The organism is Actinoallomurus sp. NPDC052274, assembly GCF_040679475.1.
Taxonomy (GTDB): Bacteria; Actinomycetota; Actinomycetes; order Streptosporangiales; family Streptosporangiaceae; genus Actinoallomurus; species Actinoallomurus liliacearum.
In genome coordinates, this window is sequence record NZ_JBFAUT010000035.1 from 22,240 (window position 1) to 41,144 (window position 18,905).

The 18,905-nt window shown below is 72.3% G+C and carries 15 protein-coding genes and 1 pseudogene; 7 read left to right on the top strand and 9 right to left on the bottom strand.

Annotated elements, in window-relative coordinates; translation table 11 throughout:
- Positions 1-594: 594 nt before the first annotated feature.
- From AB0K82_RS26815 to AB0K82_RS26825, 3 genes and pseudogenes are all read right to left on the bottom strand, one after another.
- Positions 595-1,095, bottom strand: a pseudogene (locus tag AB0K82_RS26815) (NADH-quinone oxidoreductase subunit B family protein); the annotation flags it as partial.
- Between the two features lie 279 nt (positions 1,096-1,374).
- On the bottom strand, positions 1,375-1,746 hold the full coding sequence (locus AB0K82_RS26820; protein ID WP_364401862.1) for an NADH-quinone oxidoreductase subunit A: 372 nt from the start codon (positions 1,744-1,746) through the stop codon (positions 1,375-1,377).
- Between the two features lie 625 nt (positions 1,747-2,371).
- Positions 2,372-2,947, bottom strand: coding sequence for a helix-turn-helix domain-containing protein (locus tag AB0K82_RS26825; RefSeq protein ID WP_364401865.1), 576 nt, complete (start codon positions 2,945-2,947; stop codon positions 2,372-2,374).
- 94 nt (positions 2,948-3,041) lie between these two features.
- On the opposite strand from AB0K82_RS26825, the gene AB0K82_RS26830 reads away from it, so the two are divergent.
- The gene (locus AB0K82_RS26830; protein WP_364401868.1) at positions 3,042-3,521 is read left to right on the top strand and encodes a nitroreductase/quinone reductase family protein; all 480 of its coding nucleotides are present in this window, start codon (positions 3,042-3,044) and stop codon (positions 3,519-3,521) included.
- A gap of 340 nt (positions 3,522-3,861) precedes the next feature.
- Here AB0K82_RS26830 and AB0K82_RS26835 read toward each other — a convergent pair whose 3' ends face one another.
- Positions 3,862-4,767, bottom strand: a complete 906-nt coding sequence (locus AB0K82_RS26835) for a DUF559 domain-containing protein (protein WP_364401871.1) — start codon at positions 4,765-4,767, stop codon at positions 3,862-3,864.
- Between the two features lie 1,597 nt (positions 4,768-6,364).
- Here AB0K82_RS26835 and AB0K82_RS26840 point away from each other — a divergent pair.
- From AB0K82_RS26840 to AB0K82_RS26860, 5 genes are all read left to right on the top strand, one after another.
- A complete protein-coding gene (locus AB0K82_RS26840; protein ID WP_364401874.1) occupies positions 6,365-7,417 on the top strand; it encodes a hypothetical protein in 1,053 nt (350 codons plus the stop codon).
- Positions 7,418-7,584: 167 nt separating this feature from the next.
- Positions 7,585-7,668, top strand: a complete 84-nt coding sequence (locus AB0K82_RS26845) for a putative leader peptide (RefSeq protein WP_364402014.1) — start codon at positions 7,585-7,587, stop codon at positions 7,666-7,668.
- 257 nt (positions 7,669-7,925) lie between these two features.
- Positions 7,926-9,764: a 2-oxoacid:acceptor oxidoreductase subunit alpha gene (locus AB0K82_RS26850; RefSeq protein ID WP_364401877.1), complete on the top strand. Its 1,839-nt coding sequence runs from the start codon at positions 7,926-7,928 to the stop codon at positions 9,762-9,764.
- Positions 9,765-10,086: 322 nt separating this feature from the next.
- Positions 10,087-11,118: a 2-oxoacid:ferredoxin oxidoreductase subunit beta gene (locus AB0K82_RS26855; RefSeq protein WP_364401880.1), complete on the top strand. Its 1,032-nt coding sequence runs from the start codon at positions 10,087-10,089 to the stop codon at positions 11,116-11,118.
- A 66-nt stretch (positions 11,119-11,184) separates the two neighbouring features.
- Entirely contained in the window at positions 11,185-11,985 is an 801-nt protein-coding gene (locus AB0K82_RS26860) for a crotonase/enoyl-CoA hydratase family protein (protein ID WP_364401882.1), read from the top strand.
- On the opposite strand, the gene AB0K82_RS26865 is transcribed toward AB0K82_RS26860, so the two are convergent.
- Positions 11,986-12,759 (bottom strand): hypothetical protein, encoded by a 774-nt coding sequence (locus AB0K82_RS26865; RefSeq protein ID WP_364401885.1) that lies wholly within the window; start codon positions 12,757-12,759, stop codon positions 11,986-11,988.
- Positions 12,760-13,356: 597 nt separating this feature from the next.
- Here AB0K82_RS26865 and AB0K82_RS26870 point away from each other — a divergent pair.
- Positions 13,357-14,322, top strand: coding sequence for a TIGR03557 family F420-dependent LLM class oxidoreductase (locus AB0K82_RS26870; RefSeq protein ID WP_364401888.1), 966 nt, complete (start codon positions 13,357-13,359; stop codon positions 14,320-14,322).
- 29 nt (positions 14,323-14,351) lie between these two features.
- On the opposite strand, the gene AB0K82_RS26875 is transcribed toward AB0K82_RS26870, so the two are convergent.
- The 4 genes from AB0K82_RS26875 to AB0K82_RS26890 are packed head-to-tail and all read right to left on the bottom strand — an operon-like array spanning position 14,352 to position 18,879.
- Positions 14,352-14,906 carry a hypothetical protein gene (locus tag AB0K82_RS26875; protein WP_364401890.1) on the bottom strand — a complete coding sequence of 185 codons (555 nt, stop codon included), beginning with the start codon at positions 14,904-14,906 and terminating at the stop codon, positions 14,352-14,354.
- Entirely contained in the window at positions 14,903-16,363 is a 1,461-nt protein-coding gene (locus tag AB0K82_RS26880; RefSeq protein WP_364401893.1) for a HAMP domain-containing sensor histidine kinase, read from the bottom strand. The genes AB0K82_RS26875 and AB0K82_RS26880 overlap by 4 nt, the downstream gene beginning before the upstream one ends.
- Positions 16,360-17,034, bottom strand: a complete 675-nt coding sequence (locus tag AB0K82_RS26885; RefSeq protein ID WP_364401896.1) for a response regulator transcription factor — start codon at positions 17,032-17,034, stop codon at positions 16,360-16,362. Before AB0K82_RS26885 ends, AB0K82_RS26880 begins: the two co-directional genes overlap by 4 nt.
- A gap of 45 nt (positions 17,035-17,079) precedes the next feature.
- The gene (locus AB0K82_RS26890; RefSeq protein ID WP_364401899.1) at positions 17,080-18,879 is read right to left on the bottom strand and encodes a hypothetical protein; all 1,800 of its coding nucleotides are present in this window, start codon (positions 18,877-18,879) and stop codon (positions 17,080-17,082) included.
- Positions 18,880-18,905: the final 26 nt, after the last annotated feature.

Consider the following 18,905-nt stretch of genomic DNA (forward strand, 5'->3'; position numbering starts at 1 on the left):
CACCGACGGCAACGCCTCGGTCGACTCATCGCGACCCCTCGAAGCCGGCCGCTCCCGACTCGGCCCCGACTCAGGCACCGACGGCAACGCCTCGGTCGACTCATCGCGACCCCTCGAAGCCGGCCGCTCCCGACTCGGCCCCGACTCAGGCACCGACGGCAACGCCTCGGTCGGGCCTTCCGTGACGCCGGGATCATCCGGCAGCGGCAGGTCCTTCGTCGTCTCGGAGTCCAGCGGGGACAGGTCCTGGATCGTGCCGGAGTCCACCGTCGGAAGTTCCTTGGTCTCCGCGGCCGCGGACGGCGACTCGCCGGACGTGGGGAGCTCGGGGACGGGCAGGTCCTGCGTCTCGACGCTGTCCCCGGTGTCGGCCTGGTCCTCTTCGGGCGCCGGGACGACCGGCGGCGGAAGCTCCTGCGTCCCGGTCGACGCGACGTCCTCGCCCAGGGCGGGGAAACTCTGCGTGGGCTGCTCGGCGGCTTCGATCTCCTCCGGCTCGGGCACGGGCGGCAGCACGAGCGGGCGGCGCAGGACCGCGGGCGTGGGCGGCCGGCGTACGACCGGCGGCGGCGGCGCCACGGCCTCACCGTCCCCGGTGTACCGGTCGCCGAGCGACTCGGCGGCGATCTTCTCCTGCAGCTTGAGGATGCCGTGCAGGAGCGCCTCCGGCCGGGGCGGACAGCCCGGAACGTACACGTCGACGGGGATGATCTGGTCGACGCCCTTCGTCACGCAGTACGAGTCCCAGTACGGGCCGCCGCAGTTGGAGCAGGCGCCGAAGGAGATGACGTATTTCGGCTCGGGCATCTGCTCGTACAGCCGCTTCACCGCCGGCGCCATCTTGTCGCTGACCGTGCCGGAGACCACCATCAGGTCGGCCTGCCGCGGCCCCGGCGCGAAGGGGATGACGCCCAGCCGGATGAAGTCGTGCCGGGACATCGACGTCGCGATGAACTCGATGGCGCAGCAGGCCAGACCGAAGTTGAACACCCACAGGGAGTACCGCCGCCCCCAGTTGAGCACGAACTTGATCGGCTTCGGGGCGAGCCGGGAGGCGGGCCCGATACGCGGCTCGGGGAGATCGACGGCACCCATGCCCCCATTCTTACGTGTCCTCACACCGCACCGGCGACAAGGTGGATGACGGTGGGACCGTTGGGGCACAGTTGTCACAGATCGGTCATAGTGCGCAACCGACAGCGTAGTCGATCGATCACGTTGCGTACACCGACACCTCTGTCGAGGGAGAGCGGCTCGCACCGGCTCGCCGAACGCCCCGCCGACGGGGCGAAAGGGCCGGGTCACGCCGCCGTCCCCGGCGGAGGCCGGCCCGGCTGAGCCGCTGCCGCAGGACGACCGGCCGCGGTCGGCGGCTCAGACCCAGCCGAGGACGCCCTTCTTCCAGGCGTACGCGAGGCCGGCGGCGATGAAGGCGAGGAAGACGAACATCTCGCCGAGCGTCACGTAGCCGTATCCCTTGGCGGAGAAGACCGTCGCCCAGGGGAACAGGAACACCGCGTCGACCGCGAACACGACGTACAGGTAGGCGAAGACGTAGTAGCGGACGTACGACTGCGCCCAGCCCTCGCCGACGGGGTCGACGCCGCACTCGTACGTCGTGAGCTTCTCCGGGGTGGGCCGGTGCGGGCGCAGCGCCCGGTTGGCCAGGAGCGCGCCGCCCACGATCGCACCGCCGATCACGAACAGCACGACGACCGTCAGGTAGGTCCCGTAATAGCCGTGCATGAACCTCAGCGTAATCGGATCATCCTCCGCAGACGACCTCACCCGCCGCCACGCGGCATACGCCCCACTCCCGGGCGGAGGAAGGCGACCGAAGTCGCTCGGCCACCGCGAGCACGACCCGAGACGGGCGCAGCCCGGGGACGGACGCAGCCCGAGGCAGGCGCGGCCCCTCTCGAGCACGGGCCATCGCGAGCACGGGTCATCGCGGGCGATCGGCGGCTACCTCCGGCGGGGGTGGGCCCGGGGGGGCGTGCGGAACTCTCGGCGAACGGTCGGCCGCGAAACCGACGATCCGGACCTTCCAAGCACTTCGCTTCCCGGCCGCCCGACTTCACCGAGCCTTCGGCACACTGCGACGGTCAGTCGTCCGGAGGAACGGCGGCGAGGCCGTGCAGGCCCGCTCGGATGCGGTCCCGCGGCATCTCGCGAACGGTGACGGGCGCAGCCCGAGACGGGCGCGGGCCATCGCGGGCCGGGCGGTCGGCGGCCGCCTCCGCCGGGGTGAGCCCGGAGGGCGGGCGGAACTCTCGGCGAACGACCGGCCACCAGGCCGACGATCCGGACCTTCCAAGCACTTCGCCTCCCTGCCACCCGACTTCACCGAGCCTTCGGCACACTGCGACGGTCAGTCGTCCGGAGGAACGGCGGCGAGGCCGTGCAGGCCGGCACGGATGCGGTCCGGCGGCATCTCGCGAACGGTGACGAGATAGTCGATGACGTCGGCGCGCAGCGCCGTGAACAGGGCGTGCGCCAGGTACTCGGCGTCGTCGTCGGGACGGGTCGCGGCGAGGCGGCGGGTGAGCTCGTCGATCCAGAACCGGCTGGCGGCGTTCGCGTAGTAGGCGTGCGGACCGCGGTGTTCGAGCGCGCGGATGAGGGTTCGGTTGGCCCAGACGAAGTCGAGCAGGGCGTCCAGGTAGGCGTGCAGCGCGGCGGCGGGCGGACCGCCGGGGCCGAGCGGCGGCGGGCCCGCTTCGACGGTGGCGCGCAAGGCGGTGACCCGGGGCTCGATGACCGCCTCGATCAAGGCGGTGCGGTCTCCGAACCGGCGGAACAGCGTGCCCTTGCCGACACCGGCTGCCGAGGCGATCTCGCTCATCGACACCGCGTCCGCGCCGTCGCGGTCGAAGAGAGCGGCGGCGGCCGCCAGGATCGCCTGCCGGTTACGGGCGGCGTCGGCCCGCTCGGGCTTGCCGGGCATCGATTCTCCTCCTTGCCAACCGGACCATCGGTCCGCATCGTAACCGGGCCGGTTCCGGACCGGCGGTCCGGTTACCTTCGGAGGAGTCTTCACCATGGACACATCCACCACCGACTGGCGCGCGTTGAACGCGCAGGCGATCAGCCGCCTGCGCGAGAACGCCCCTGGCCCCTACCGCGAAGGCCGGCCGGTGCCACGGGTGATCTCGGTCGTGGGACGCCGGAGCGGCCGGCCGCGGCCGTTCCCGGTCAACATCACCCCTGTCGACGGCAGGCTCTACCTCTGCTCGGCGACCCGTCGGCGCGACTGGGTGCGCAATCTGCTCGCCGCCGGCCGGTGCACCGTGGAACGCGACGGCCCGCATGGCGCGGACACCGACTACGTCCCCGTCCTGGTCGAGGGCGAAGAGGCCGCGCGCGTCATGGCGACCTACCTTCCGCAGGCCGGATACGAGGATCCGCAACTGCCCTTCGCCATCGACGCCCCGGTCGAGCAGATCACGCCGCACACCACCGCGATCGCGGTGTTCCGGCTCGACCCTTGCCATCGCGAGGACGAACAGAACACTCGTTGAACGCCCCACCGCCGAGCCACCACGAGTGCGGGCCGACGCGGGCGGCCACCGGCCGCCCTCCGGTGGGGCGGACCGGGCGCCACAGGCGGAACGCTCGGCGAACGGCCCACCGCCGGGCCACCACGACTACAGACCTATGCGGGCGGCCGCCGGCCACCCCCGTCGGGGCGGATCGCTCGGCATGGGCAGAACGCTCGGCGAACGCCGAGCCGCCACGACTACGGGCCTATGCGGGCGGTCCCGTGCCGTCCCGCCGGGGTGGCACGGACGGAACGCTCGGCGAAGGGTCGGCCGCCGGGCCGACCATCCGGGCGTTCCGGGCACTGCGCGGCCCTTTCGCTCAACTTCGCCGAGCCTTCGGCACACCGGCCTGCTCGAACGCGACGCGCAGGGTCTCGACGACATAGTCCCGGCCGTGGAGTACGTCCTCCCAGGTGAAACGCAGTGACCGGTACCCGCCGAGCAGCAGGCGGTTGTGGCGGCGGCAGTCCTCGGTCCAGGCCGACCGGCCGGAGTGCGCCTCGTAACCCTCCACCTCGACCACCACGTGCGCCGACGGCCAGTAGAAGTCGACCCTCACCTGCCCGTCCAGCAGCCGGACCTGGGTCGCCGGCGGCGGGAACCCCGCGAGGTGGACGAGCACCCGGAAGACCGACTCCAAAACCGACTCGGCTTTGGGATCCAGCAGGCCGAGGGCACGGCGTACGCGCCGCGCTCCCGGTCCGCGCGACGCCTCGGCCCGGCCGGACAGGTCCTCGGCGGCCAGCGTGTCCCACGACTCGGCGACACGGGCGGGGCCACGGCGAAAGGCCGAGTCGCCGACCACCACGGCCTCGCCCAGCGGGAGCGTGCGCGCGCAGTCCACGACCGTACGGGCGAGGCAGGTGAGCGACCAGGGCCGACCGCGCAGGTCGCTCGGCACCAGGTCGGCGTAGTGCAGCCGGACGGCGGGGGCGGTCACCTGCTTCCTGCTTTTGGCCGGCACCGTCACATGACAGGTCTCCGATGGCCGGAGCAGCTCGCAGCCCCAGAGGCGCGCGGCCGACGTGTGGGAGACGACTCCTCCGTACCGGACCGCGGCGGCTACGGCACGCGGCGTGCCGGGTAAGGCGAAGGTGCCCCGGAACGGGCGGACCAGCCGCCCGTCGGCGAGGGCTTGGTCCAGCGACCGGCGGCCGGCCACGCGCAACAGCCGCGCGCGGGTGACGGCTCCGCCGTTTCGGGCGACGAAGATGACCGGGTCCATGGGTCCAGAGCATCCAGCAGCTCGGATGACCTGCACCACCATTCTCCACAGCCTGTGGATAACCCTCGGAACGGCCATCCCCCGCGCGGCCCGTCCCTAAGGCTCGGCGAACGCCGCGTCCAGCCGGGCGATTCGTCCGCCTCGCGCCGATCGCCGCTCCGATCACCGAGCCTTTCACTCGGCCCTTCCGCGACGAACCTCAACGCGCCGCTACTCCGAGCGGCCGAAGTGTCACCGGTACTCGACGGCGGCATCGGCGCAGGCGGCAGGGCGGAACCACCTCCACGGAGGGCCACACGTATGGGCATCGACCGGGTAACAGACCGCTTATCCGCCTTGTCCGATGATCAGTGCAAACGTAGGGTCTCGGCGTCGATCGTTATACAGGGGACATCAATTGAGCACGGAGCGAGACGGCGTTCAGGAGCCGTCGCCGGGACAGCCGGAAAAGCCGGAGGAGACCGAGCACGCAGGAGCGCCGGAAGGGGCGCATCCGTCCGCGCCGGGCGAAGGTTCAGCGCAGACGCCCCCGTCCAGCCCACGCGAATCGTCCCCGCAAGGAGCAGGATCGGGGTTTGGCCCACAGGCCGCCCCACCAGAGCAGGCCCCGCCAGGACAGACCGCGCCGGGGCAGGTCCCGTCAGGCCAGGCCGCCCCGCCGGAGCAGGCCACCCCAGGGCAGGCCGCACCGCCGCAGCAGGCCGCCTCAGGGCAGGGCGCCTCGCCGGAGCACGCCGCGTCAGGGCAGGGCGCGGAGGCCGTGCAGGCGAGTGGTCCGGTTCAGGACGCCGCCGAGCCGGCCTCCCCCGGCGAAGAACCGCGCTCAGACGAACCGGCCGGGCCCACCGACGCGCGGCCGGAGCCTTCCGGGCCGCCCGCTGAGACCGGCGTGTGGCCAGGGCAGTCGGGATCCCTATCTCCTGCTCCCCCTGCCCCTGCGCACCAGGGAACGTCACCCGCCGACCCGCCGAGCGGACCCGGCGGTGACGCCGGGTGGTCCGGCGTTCCGAACCTGGCCTCGCCGAGCGGACCCGCTCCGTACCCGGGCGCCCCGGCCGGCCCCGGCCCGCACCCGGAGAACCCCGGCGGCGGCGGCCTCCCCTACCCGGAGAACGCCGACGCACCCGGCCCCTACCAGAACACCCCGGCCGGGCCCGGCCCGCGTCCAGAGAACCCTGGCGGCGACCTCCCGGAGAACGCCGGCGGACCCGGTCCCCACCAGAACACCCTGGCCGGGCCCGGGCCACGCCCGGAGAATCCTGGTGGCACCCTTCCCTATCCGGAGGGCGCCGGCGGGCCCGGCTCCTACCCGGGCGGTCCCGCAGGACCCGGGGCGTACCCCGGAGGGTCGGGCGGGCCCGGGCCGTACGGGCCGAACCCCGGGGGGCCCGGGCCGTACGGGGCGAACCCCGGGGGGCCCGGACCGTACGGGGCGAACCCCGGGGGGCCCGGACCGTACGGCGGAGGCCCCGCGGGACCGTGGGAGAACCCCGGCGGGGCCGCTCCCGGCGGGCCGCAGGGGTGGGGCGGCGGGCAGACCTGGGGGGCGCCCCAGCCGTACGGGTTCGGGCCGCCGCCCGCGAAGAAGTCGAAGGGCGTGCTCATCGCGGTGCTGGCCGGCGCCGGTGTGGTGTTCGTCGTTCTCGCCGTCATCGGGGTCGTGGCGCTGGGCCGCTCCGGTGACGACCCCAAGACCACGTCGGGCAAGGCGGCGCGCCAGGCGGGTCAGACGATCGGCAAGGCGGGCGGGGTGACGCTGACGGGAACGTACGCCGGAAGCCAGGCGACGTTCAGTGTCACGAAGGCGGGGAGCGCTCGTGGCGCCTTCACCGGGGGCGGTTCGCAGGTCTCCCGGGTCGATGTCGGCGGAACCACCTACCTGAAGGCGGGCAGCGGCTTCTGGAACGACGAGGGGCTGTCCTCGACCAGCGCCGAGAAGGCGAGTGGCACGTGGACGCGTGCTCCTGACGACCTGACGCTGCTCGACCTGGCCGACCTGGCGCCCTCCCGGCTGGCGTCCGTTCTCGGCCAGGCCCCGAACGATCCCCTGGCCGTGCGGACCACGGTCAACGGCGTGCAGGCCGTCAAGATGAGGGTCAGCACCCGCACGTACTACATCACGAAGAGCGAGCCCCGCCGGCTGCTCCGGATCGAGGGCGCCTCGGGGGCGGAGCGGTACGGGTTCGACGTCACGCCGCTGACGTCGGCCGGCGTGGGCACGCTGTTCAGCGGGCTGCGCGGTGACGTGCAGGCGCTGAAGGACGCCTACGACCCCGACCTGACCGTGCTGCCGGTCAGCGCCATGAAATTCGGCAGTTGCATCGAGTCGGGCTGCACGGTCAAGGCCGACGTCCGGGCGACGACGCTCGGCGACTCGACCGGAGACGTCCGCGTCACCATGAAGGTGGTGTTCAGCGCCACCAAGGGCGGGTCCGCCGTGTCCACCTGCACCGACACGGCCACGACGAAGGTGGACTCCTCGGTGGGGCTGTCCTGCCGGACGAGCGGCGGGAAGTGGTCGTCCTGGTACCGCTCGCACAACGGAGGGTTCTCCATCCACGCGATGCCGTCGTTCTCCGCGACCGTCAACTCCGCCTCCGACGTCAACGCGCTGCTGAGCAAGCTGACGCAGGAGCAGCGGACCGGCTGAGGACGGTGGGCGCCGGGTCCACAGACCCGGCGCCCACCGGTCCTGCGGTTTCACGGGGTTTCACGCCGCTCGCCGCCCGGCTTCTCCGGGCCGTCGCGGCCGCCCGGGGACATGCCGTGCCTGCCCGCTTCGACGAAAGCCGAGGCTGAGGCCATATAGTTCGGCACGTGTCCGGACTCCTGCTCTTCGCGAGGCTGCACGTCGACCTGTGCCGGTCGGCGAGTGCGCTGTGTCCGGAGCCGGCGGCCTGATCCGGCCGCCCGACGCGGCGCGCCGAGCCGCCGTTCACATGTATGCCGACGCCATGGCCTGGGAAGTCAGTACGGGGCGGGTACGTGAACGGGGCAGATCTTCGAGCGCTGCGACGCATCTCACAAGCGCGCCTTTAGCCGCGGATGTTGAAATAACCACGTGATCCGGGACGTAGCATGAAGGTAAGCCTAAGTGGCACGTCGGATGCGGACGCCTCCCTCCGCCCGAGTGCCGCGCGTCGAGGAGGTCCTGCTCTGTGACCAAACAGGTCCGGCAACTCGACCGCGTCATCATCCGTTTCGCCGGGGACTCCGGTGACGGCATGCAGCTGACCGGCGACCGCTTCACTCAGGAGACGGCCGCCTTCGGCAATGACCTGTCAACACTGCCCAATTTCCCCGCTGAGATCCGCGCGCCGGCCGGCACGCTTCCCGGCGTCTCGAGTTTCCAGCTGCACTTCGCCGACCACGACATCCTGACGCCGGGCGACGCGCCCAACGTCCTGGTCGCGATGAACCCGGCGGCGCTGAAGGCCAACGTCGGCGACCTGCCGCGCGGCGCGGACCTCATCGTGAACACCGACGAGTTCACGAAGCGCGCCCTGGCCAAGGTCGGGTACGCGGCCAACCCGCTCGAGGACGGCTCACTCGACGAGTACCGCGTGCACTCGCTGCCGCTGACCTCGATGACCGTGAAGGCGCTCGAGGACTTCGACATCTCCAAGAAGGACGCCGAGCGGGCGAAGAACATGTTCGCGCTCGGCCTGCTGTCCTGGCTGTACCACCGGCCGACCGAGGCGACGGTCCGGTTCCTCGAGGTCAAGTTCGCCAAGAAGCCCGAGATCATGAAGGCCAACATCGCGGCCTTCCAGGCTGGCTGGAACTACGGCGAGACCACCGAGTCGTTCTCGGTGTCGTACGAGGTGAAGCCGGCGACGCTGCCGCCGGGGCTGTACCGCAACATCTCCGGCAACATGGCCCTGGCGTACGGGCTGATCGCGGCGAGCGTGCGGTCGGGGCTGCCGCTGTTCCTCGGCTCGTACCCCATCACGCCGGCCTCCGACATCCTGCACGAGCTGTCCAAGCACAAGCGGTTCGGGGTTCGAACGTTCCAGGCCGAGGACGAGATCGCGGCGGTGGGCGCCGCGCTCGGCGCGTCGTTCGGCGGTGCGCTCGGCGTGACGACGACGTCCGGTCCGGGCCTCGCGCTGAAGAGCGAGACGGTCGGCCTCGGCGTCGCGACGGAACTGCCGCTGGTCGTCATCGACGTGCAGCGGGCGGGTCCGTCGACGGGCATGCCGACCAAGACCGAGCAGGCCGACCTGATGCAGGCGATGTACGGGCGCAACGGCGAGGCGCCGGTGCCGGTGGTGGCGCCGCGCACGCCGTCGGACTGCTTCGCGACCGCGGTCGAGGCGGCGCGCCTCGCGGTGAAGTACCGCACCCCGGTGATCCTGCTGTCCGACGGGTACCTCGCGAACGGCTCCGAACCGTGGCAGCTCCCCGACGTCGACGCGCTGCCGGAGATCGACCCGGCCTTCGCACAGCCGGGTGAGGAGGAGTTCCAGCCGTTCAAGCGCGACCCGGAGACCCTGGCCCGGCCGTGGGCCGTGCCGGGCACGGCGGGGCTGGAGCACCGCATCGGCGGCATCGAGAAGGCCGACGGCAGCGGCAACATCTCCTACGACCCGGACAACCACGACCTGATGGTGCGGCTGCGCCAGGCGAAGATCGACGGCATCGCCCGCGACATCGCGCCGCTGGCCGTGGACGACCCCGCCGGTGACGCGCGCGTGCTCGTGCTCGGCTGGGGCGGCACGTACGGCGCGATCACCGCGGCCGTGCGGCGGGTCCGCAACTCCGGGGGCGAGGTCGCGCAGGCGCATCTGCGGCACCTCAACCCGTTCCCGGCCAACCTCGAAGAGGTGCTGCGCTCGTACGACAAGGTGATCGTGCCGGAGATCAACCTGGGCCAGCTCGCGCTGATCCTGCGCGGCCGCTTCCTCGTCGACGTGATCGGCTACAACCGCGTCCGCGGCCTTCCGTTCAAGGCCGCGGAGCTCGCGGATGTCATCCGGGATGTGATCAACTCTTGACCTCTCCCCGAGCCGAAGCAGAGGGATTCAACCCTCACGAGTTGAGCTTTCTGCTTCACAGCCCGTCGCCGACCCGGATCACCGGCGAGGGACGGAATGCCGCCCATCGGTCTCACACAGGCTCCACAGACGTGACTTCCCGCCAGCCCGGCGGTAGGCCCAGCGGGCTTGGTTATCAGCCGCCGAGCAAAGGTCACGCTACCACTCGCATACGAGCACATGCGGACAGTTACGGAGATCAGGCGGTGCCGATTTCCGGCCTCGCTCCGCATGGCCCGATTCTTTCCCCGCCCGAAGGCGGGAGTCTTCTCGGAGGTGTGTGATGAGCGATCCTCTTGCTCTCGTGCCGAAGGACCCCGAGCGGCAGACCGCGAAGGACTTCAAGACCGACCAGGAGGTCCGCTGGTGCCCCGGGTGCGGTGACTACGCGATCCTCGCGGCGGTGCAGGGGTTCCTGCCGGAGCTCGGCCTGAAGCGGGAGAACATCGTCTTCGTCTCGGGCATCGGCTGCTCGTCGCGGTTCCCGTACTACATGAACACCTACGGGTTCCACTCGATCCACGGGCGCGCTCCGGCGATCGCGACGGGACTGGCGGCCTCGCGCCCGGACCTGTCGGTGTGGGTGGTGACCGGTGACGGCGACTCGCTGTCGATCGGCGGCAACCACCTGATCCACGCGCTGCGCCGCAACGTCAACCTGAAGATCCTGCTGTTCAACAACCGGATCTACGGGCTGACGAAGGGGCAGTACTCCCCGACCTCGGAGGTCGGGAAGATCACCAAGTCGACCCCGCTGGGTTCGCTGGACTCGCCGTTCAACCCGATCTCGCTGGCGATCGGCGCGGAGGCGTCGTTCGTGGCCCGGACGATCGACTCCGACCGCAAGCACCTGCAGTCGGTGCTGCGGGAGGCCGCCACGCACAACGGCACGGCGCTCGTCGAGATCTACCAGAACTGCAACATCTTCAACGACGACGCGTTCGCGCCGCTGAAGAACCCCGAGACCCGCGACGACGTGACGATCCGCCTCGAGCACGGTGAGCCGGTCGTGTTCGGCGCGAACCGGGACAAGGCGCTGCGGCGGTCGGCCTCCGGCTCGCTGGAGGTCGTCCCGGCGGACTCCCCGGACATCCTCGTGCACGACGCGAAGAACCCGGACCCGTCCCTGGCGTTCGCCCTGTCCCGGCTCGACTCGCCGGCGTTCGAGCACACGCCGATCGGGATCTTCCGCAACGTCGAGCGCCCGTCGTACGACGAGCTGATGCGGACCCAGATCGACGAGGCCATCGCCCAGCAGGGCCCGGGCGACCTGGCCGGCCTGCTCGGCAGCGGAGACACCTGGCGCATCGACTGACACCGGCGGGCGCGGCGGTCGACGCGCTGTTCCACCCGCGCGCGAATCATGGAATCGTTTGGTTCCATGAGCGTGCGGGTGGAGAAGCAGGGTCCGGTGACGACGGTGGTGCTGGCCCGTCCCGAGGTGCGCAACGCGGTGGACGGGCCGACCGCGCGGGCGCTGGCCGAGGCGTTCGGTGAGTTCGACGCCGATCCCGCGGCGAGCGTCGCCGTGCTCTGGGGCGAGGGCGGCACCTTCTGCGCGGGCGCGGACCTGAAGGCGATGGGCACCGATCGCGGCAACCGGCTCGATCCGCCCAGTGCGGGCGCCTCCGCGCACGACGTGTCCCGCTCCGCGGAGGGCCCGATGGGTCCGACGCGGATGCGGCTGTCCAAGCCCGTGATCGCGGCGATCAGCGGGCACGCCGTCGCGGGCGGCCTCGAGCTGGCGGTCTGGTGCGACCTGCGCGTCGCGGAGGAGGACGCCGTGCTCGGGGTCTTCTGCCGCCGCTGGGGCGTCCCCCTGATCGACGGCGGCACCGTGCGCCTGCCGCGCCTGATCGGCGAGTCGCGGGCGGCGGACCTCATCCTCACCGGCCGCGCCGTCCCGGCGCCCGAAGCGCACGCGATGGGGCTGGTCAACCGCGTCGTGCCGCCGGGACGGGCGCGCGCGGCCGCGGAGGAGTTGGCCGCCGAGATCGCCGGGTTCCCGCAGGACTGCCTGCGGCACGACCGCATGTCCATGCTGGAGCAGCAGGGCCTGGAGGAGGACGCGGCGATCGCGAACGAGTTCCGCCACGGCCGCGCCGTACTCGAGGAGACCGGGCTGGCCGGCGTCCAGCGGTTCCGCGACGGCGCCGGGCGGCACGGCTCCTTCGGCCGCTGATCAGACCGACAGCGGGTTGCTCGAGGTCGTCGTCGCGCCCGGGGTCGGGGCCGACGTGGTCCCGGTCGGCGTCGGGCTCGGCGACGTCGACGTCTGGTTCGGGGTGGGCGTGGGGGTCGGGCTCGGCGTCGGGGTCTGCGTCGGGGTCTGCGTTGGAGGCGTCCAGACGGGGGCCGGGGTGGGCACCGGCGCGCCCTTTCCGGTCTTGAGCCGGTTCACGATCTCTTGGGCGGTGCTCTGACTGAGGTTGCCGGTGATGAGCACCCGGCCCTTGGTGATCGGGGCGTCCACCCGGGGGGCGGCCACCACCTGGTCGCGTACGGTCAGTGCGAAGGTGCGGCCGGCGGCGTTGCGGGTGAGGCGTTTCAGCGCCCGGCCGTCCGCCGGGGCGAGGCTGATCGACACGGCGTACCCACCGCTCTTCTTGGCGCGTTCGACGTGGATGTCGTTCACCCGCTTGATGGTGATGCCGGTCGTCAGCTGATAGCACACGGGACCGATGCCGCTCTGGCCCATCATCCCCTGCACCCCGGGCGGGCACTGCTGACCGGGGATCGCCTGGGCGACCGGATAGATCTTCAGCGGGGCGGCGAAGCGCGCCGGATGCTCCTGGGAGAACGCCACGATGAGCGTGCCGGTCAGCGCGATGGCGGCGATGACGAGCCACAGGATGACGACGGCCGCGATCAGCCCCGGCCGGCCGCCGGCCCGTCGCGCGGGTCCCGTCGCGGCCCCGCGTTCCGGCCGCGCGCCCGGGCGCCGCACGATCCGCATCACCGACCTCCGATCCTCCGGTCTCCCGGTGGAGGACGGCTCTGCGCCGCCGGAGGTTGTCGTGCCGGCGCCGACCGGTGGCATCGGGGTGATCGGGGACCCGGCGGGCGGCATCAGCCGCGTCCGGCCGGTCGCGGCGTCACCGCCGGAGTCCGGAGGCCGGACGGGAGGCATCGGTCGGGTCGTGTCCTCAGCGTCGGCGCCGGACTCCGGGGGCTGTCCGTGCGGGGAGGCCGGTCGGCGGGCGGACCGGTGAACCGCGAACCTCAAGTGCTTCTCCTCCGCGTGGGGGCGGGCGGAAGTCTCTCGCCGGGGCATGAATCAGGTCAATCGCATCATGCGGACGGCCTGGCACGCCAGACCGGGCGGCCCGTGTCCGTGGGCGGGACGGGCCGTATTCCAGGTTTTCGCCGGTCCTGGCCGGGTAGTCCGTGCCGCAGAACTCTGCGCCGAACCTGGAAGGCCACGGCCGACTCGCATTGGATCTTCGTGCGTCAAACACGATTCACTCGCCGCAGCCGGGTATGAGCGTCTGGTCACCGATCACCCTGGGTGCGGGTTTCGGCCGACCCGAGGACCACGGAGAGGGGAACGAACATGGTTGCCATCGGTTACACGATGATGTGCGAGCAGGCGACTCCGGACCAACTCGTGCGCGATGTCCGGTCCGCAGAGAACGCCGGGTTCGACTTCTCGGTCATCAGCGACCACTACTTCCCCTGGCTCCCCTCGCAGGGCCACGCCGGGTACGCCTGGGCGATCCTGGGGGCCGCCGCGCAGGCCACGGAGCGGATCCCGCTGATGACCTTCGTGACGTGCCCGACGATGCGCTACCACCCGGCGATCGTGGCCCAGAAGGCCGCCACGGTGCAGATCCTGTCCGGCGGACGGTTCCGCCTCGGCCTGGGCGCCGGGGAGAACCTCAACGAGCACGTCGTGGGCAAGGGCTGGCCGATGGCGAGCGTCCGGCACGAGATGCTGAGCGAGGCCGTCGAGGTGATCGCCGCGCTGTTCGACGGCGGGACGATCGACTACCGGGGCGCCCACTTCGACGTCGAGGCGGCCAAGCTGTGGGACCTGCCCGACCAGCGCGTGCCGATCGGCGTGGCCGTCTCGGGGCCCGAGTCCTGCCGGGTGGCGGGCGAGCAGGCCGACATGATGATCGCCACCGAGCCGAAGGGCGAGCTCGGTGAGCTGTTCGACGCCGCCGGCGGGTCCGGCAAGCCGCGGGTCGGGCAGATCGCCATCGCGTACGACACCGACCGGGAGGCGGCGGTCAAGCGGGCCCACGAGCAGTTCCGGTGGTTCGGCCTCGGCTGGCCGGTGAACGCCAACCTGCCGGGGACCGGCGCGTTCGAGTCGGCGAGTCAGTTCGTCACGCCGGAGCAGGTCGCCGAGCAGCTCTCGTGCGGTCCGGACGTCGACGAGCACGTGGAGAAGATCAAGGGCTTCGTCGACGCCGGGTTCGATGAGGTCGCGATCGTGCAGATCGGCGGCGAGCACCAGGACTCCTTCATCTCCTGGGCCGAACGCGAGCTGCTGCCCGCGGTGCGCTCGCTCTGAGGAGCGTCTGAGGAGCGTCAGAGGACCGGTCAGGGGGCCATCAGGTCGCCGTAGTCCGAGCACGTCCGCTGGCGACCGACGACGACCGTCCAGCCGGGCGAGGGACGCTGGTCGTCGAACGTCGGTGGTTGGTCGGGCTCGGGCCCGACGTATCTCCAGCCGGCCACCTGTACGCGGCGGATGTCCGGCTGGGCGGTCCCGGAGCAGACGATCTGGGCCATCAGCAGCCGGCTCACCGGCGCGTCCCGCTCGTACTCGACCGTCAGGATCCCGTCCCAGACCCTGACCTTGTACACCAGGACGTTCGCGAGAGGGCTCCACATGCCCGCCGCGAGCTCGTCCGCGGTCGGCCCGCTCTGCCACAGGTCGTACAGCGCGGCCTGGGGAGCGCCGGGGAAGGCCACGCGGCGGACCGGCACCAGCCGGCCGCCGCGGACGAGGTAGACGGTCGTCTGGGGCACGGCCTGCTGGGCCACGGCCGGTTCGCCGGCCCCGATCACGCCCGTGGGCCGTACTCCGCAGGCGGTGCCGAGCAGCACGGTGACCAGGGCGAGGACGACGCGGAACCCGAGACGGGCCGTCATGCGGAGTCCTCGGGCCGGTTGGGCAGCCACAGCTCGAACGTCGTACCGGTGTCGGTGTCGAGCAGGGTCAGCTCGCCCCCGTGCAGTTCGGCGTTGGCACGGGCGATGGCCAGGCCGAGGCCGCTGCCCTCGCTGCGGGTCCGCGCGGCGTCGGCCTTGTAGAAGCGCTCGAACACGTGCTTGCGCACTTCCCTGGGGATGCCGGGCCCGCTGTCGGACACGCGCAGCCGGATGCCGGGCCCGTCCGGCACGTACGACCGCCGCAGCCGTACGGTGACGGGTCGTTCGCCGTGCCGGAGCGCGTTGCCGACCAGGTTCGCCAGGATCATGTCGAAGCGCCGGGGGTCGACGCGGGCGCGCAGGTCCGGAACCAGGTCGGTCTCGACCTCATCGCTCCAGTCGCGCAGCCGCAGGCTCTGCAGGACGAGCTCCGGCAGGTCCACGTCGTCCAGGACGAGCGCCGCCGCCCCGGCGTCGAACCTGCTGATCTCCAGCAGGTGACCGATCAGCGTCCGCAGCCGGCGCGTCTCCTCGGCCACCAGCCCGGCGGCCGTGGCGGCGCTCCCGGTCGCCTCCTCCTCCAGGGCGTCCGTGACGGCGGTCATCGCGGTGAGCGGCGTGCGCAGCTCGTGGGACACATCGGCCACGAACCGGCGGGCCGACCGCTCCATCTCCCGGAGTTCGGTGACGCTGGCCTCCAGGGCCTCGGCGCTGGAGTTGAAGATCCGCGCGAGGCGGGCGAGCTCGTCCCGGCCCCGGACCTCGACCCGCCGCTCCAGGTCGCCGGCGCCCAGGCCCTGCGCCGCCGCCGCCAGCCGCCGGACCGGCCGCAGCACACTGCGCGCGGCGAGCAGGGCCAGCAGCAGCGCGACGACGCCGGCCGCGCCGCTCCCGACGGCGACCGAACTGGCCATCCGGTCGAGGTCGTCGCGTTCGCGCTGGAGGCTCACGATGACGTACGCCTCGATGGGGCTGGCGGTGCGGCCGCTCGTGGTCGGGAGGTAGACCGGCGTGCCGACGACCAGGTAGGGCACTCCGCGCGAGGTGATCCGTTGGAAGTAGATCTGCTGCCCGCGCAACGGCCGGGCGAGCCGGTCGTGCGGACCCGGCCCGCGGACGGCGGCGATCAGCTTGGGCGGGATGCGCAGGTGGGTGAAGTGCGCGCCGCTCGTGGCCCATCCTCCGGGCTCGTCGCCGAGCACCCAGGACTGGCGGCCGGGCTGGCGGGCCAGGGCCCTGCTGATCGGCTGGAGGAGGTCGGGGGTCAGGGTCGTGCCGGGCAGCCGCGTGGGCACCGTCTGGGCCAGGGCGTTGCGGACGTCGTTGACGACGGCGTTCTGCACGCGCTCCAGCATCGCCAGCCGCACCAGCCAGTACGCGATCCCGGCGGTGATCGCCGAGGCCAGCAGCGCCACGGCGGCGAACGCCGCGACCAGCCGGGCGCGCAGGCCGATCACGAGGCGACGAAGCGGTAGCCGAAGCCGCGTACGGTCTCGATGTACCTGGGCCGGGACGGCACGTCCTCGATCTTGGACCGGACGCGCTGCACGGTGGCGTCCACCAGCCGGGAGTCGCCGAGGAAGTCGTGCTCCCAGACGGAGGCCAGCAGCTGCTGCCGGGTCAGCACCTGGCCGGGGTGCCGGGAGAGCTCGAGCAGGAGCCGGAGCTCGGTGGCGGTCAGGTGCACGTCCTGGCCGGCCCGCCGCACCTTCATCGTGCCGCGGTCGATGACCAGGTCACCGTGGGTGGAACGGTCCCCTGGCGCGCGCTCGACGCGGCGCAGCACCGCCCGCAGCCGCGCGTCCAGGACGCGCGGCTCGACCGGCTTGACGATGTAGTCGTCGGCCCCGGCCTCCAGGCCGACGACGACGTCGATGTCGTCGCTGCGGGCGGTCAGCAGGATGACCGGCAGGGAGTCCTCCGCGCGGATCCGGCGGCAGACCTCGACGCCGTCGATGCCCGGCAGCATGACGTCGAGGATGACGATCTCCGGGCGCTGCGCGCGTACCTGCTCCAGACCGAGTTCGCCGGTCTCGCGGGCGGTCACGGTGTGTCCGAGCCGGGTCAGCGCGAACTCCAGACCGGCGCGCGCTGAGGGGTCGTCCTCCACGAGCAAGATTGTCGCCACGCGTTCATTATCAGGACGCTCGGCGCAATAGTCAGAACGAAAAGATCATGTAACAGTTCTGGGACACGACGAACTTTTCCACGCCGCCCAGGGCGCGGGCGAGGTGCCGGAGTAGGCAACCCGCCAGCCGGCCGGGTGCCGCGGCCACGACGCCTCGGGCGCCGTACGGTCCGGCACCGGCACGATGACCATGCATGTCCCGGCCGGTGGCGCCTCGTTTCCGCTGTGGAAGAAGGCGACCCGCGTCCAGGAGATCTGGTACGTCTGCCGCACCCAGACCCGCCACGTCAGGCCCGCGTCGACGGCCACCCCGCCACGCGACGGACCGGGCCGGAAGATCGGCTCGCGCGCCGGCAGCCAGGGCTTGGCGATGACGAGGGCCGCGACGAGGTTGAAGGCCGTGAGCCCGACGGCGATCGTCCACGCCGGGCGCGGCAGGGACGCCACCGCGACCAGCACGCCCAGCAGCCCGAGGGCCGTGAGCGAGGCCGCGCCGAGCCGGAATGACGTCCAGTCCCAGGTGAGGAAGCACGTCTCGGGGAAGTCGAACGCGATGAAGGTGTAGTGGGTGAGCCGGTCCCCGGCGTACACCGCGGCGGACAGCCCGGCCCCGGCGAGCACGACCCCCGCCGCGAACGCGTACCCGACGACGGCGTGCCGCCGCCGGATCAGCACCGCGAGCCCGCACAGCGCGTGCGCGACGGCGAGGCAGGCGAGGTAGCGGCCGTAGAAGTAGTTGCCGACCCGGTGCTCGTCCGGCAGCGCCGCTGAGGACGCCAGGGCCGTGCCGACGGTCGCGGCCAGCAGGACGCCGGACAGGATCCGGTCGGCCGGGTCGCTCCAGGGCCGCCAGAGCGTACGGACGGCGGCGACGAGGCCGATCCCCGCCAACCCCCAGGTGGCGACGACGAGGTACCAGATCTGCCCGGCCGCGCCGCACACGGCCCATTCCAGGCCCGCGACCGTGGTGAGCCGCGTCGACAGCAGGCCGCCCAGGTCGCGGACACCGTGGGGGTACAGCGCGGCCCGTACCGCGCCGTTCAGCGCCCACCCGGCACCGGCCGCGAGGAGGACGACCGCCACCGGGACCAGGCTCATCCCGAGGCGGCGCGCCGGCTCCCGCCGCAGCACGTCGCGGGCGAGCACGCCGCCCAGGGTGAGGACGTGCACGGCGAGGATGACGGAGCCGCGGGCGTGCGCGGTGTAGGCGTACGCCGCGGCCAGGCTCGCCAGCGAGCCGGCCGTCACGGCCCGCCGCGCGTACGCCCGGCGGGCCTCCCCGGACGCGGTCCGCCCCTGGGACCAGGCGCGCAGGAAGGAGTGCAGCGCCAGCAGCCAGCCGAGGAGGAGAGTGGGCAGGACGGCGTCGGTCAGCGCGAGCCCGCCGAAGACCGTCGCGGCGGGCAGCAGCGCGGCCGCGAACGCCAGCGCGTACGCCTGCGGGCGGGCCAGCCGCATCCGGCGCAGCGCGACGACGCCGAGCGGGAAGATCGCCGCGCCGACGAGGGCGTTGATCCCCAGCACGATGCGGTAGCAGGTCTGCGGGTCGTGGCTCAGCCAGAACGCCGGAGTCAGCAGCAGCGGGTAGCCGCCCTGGTAGAAGGTGCTGCCCGACAGGTCACCGCCGGGCCCTCCGGCGAGCCACCGGGCCGCGAGCAGGTATCCGCTCTCGTCGGGGAACGCCGCCGGGACGCGTCGCCCCCCGGCGAGCGCGAACCGGATGCCGACCTGGGCGAGCCAGCCGGCCAGGACCAACAGCGGCCAGGACGGCCGGCGACGCGGACGGACCGCCGGTGTGCGCGGCGGTGCCGGGGTCCGGACGTCGAAAGTGCTCGGAGACGACATGCGGACCAAGATCGCGACCCAGTGTC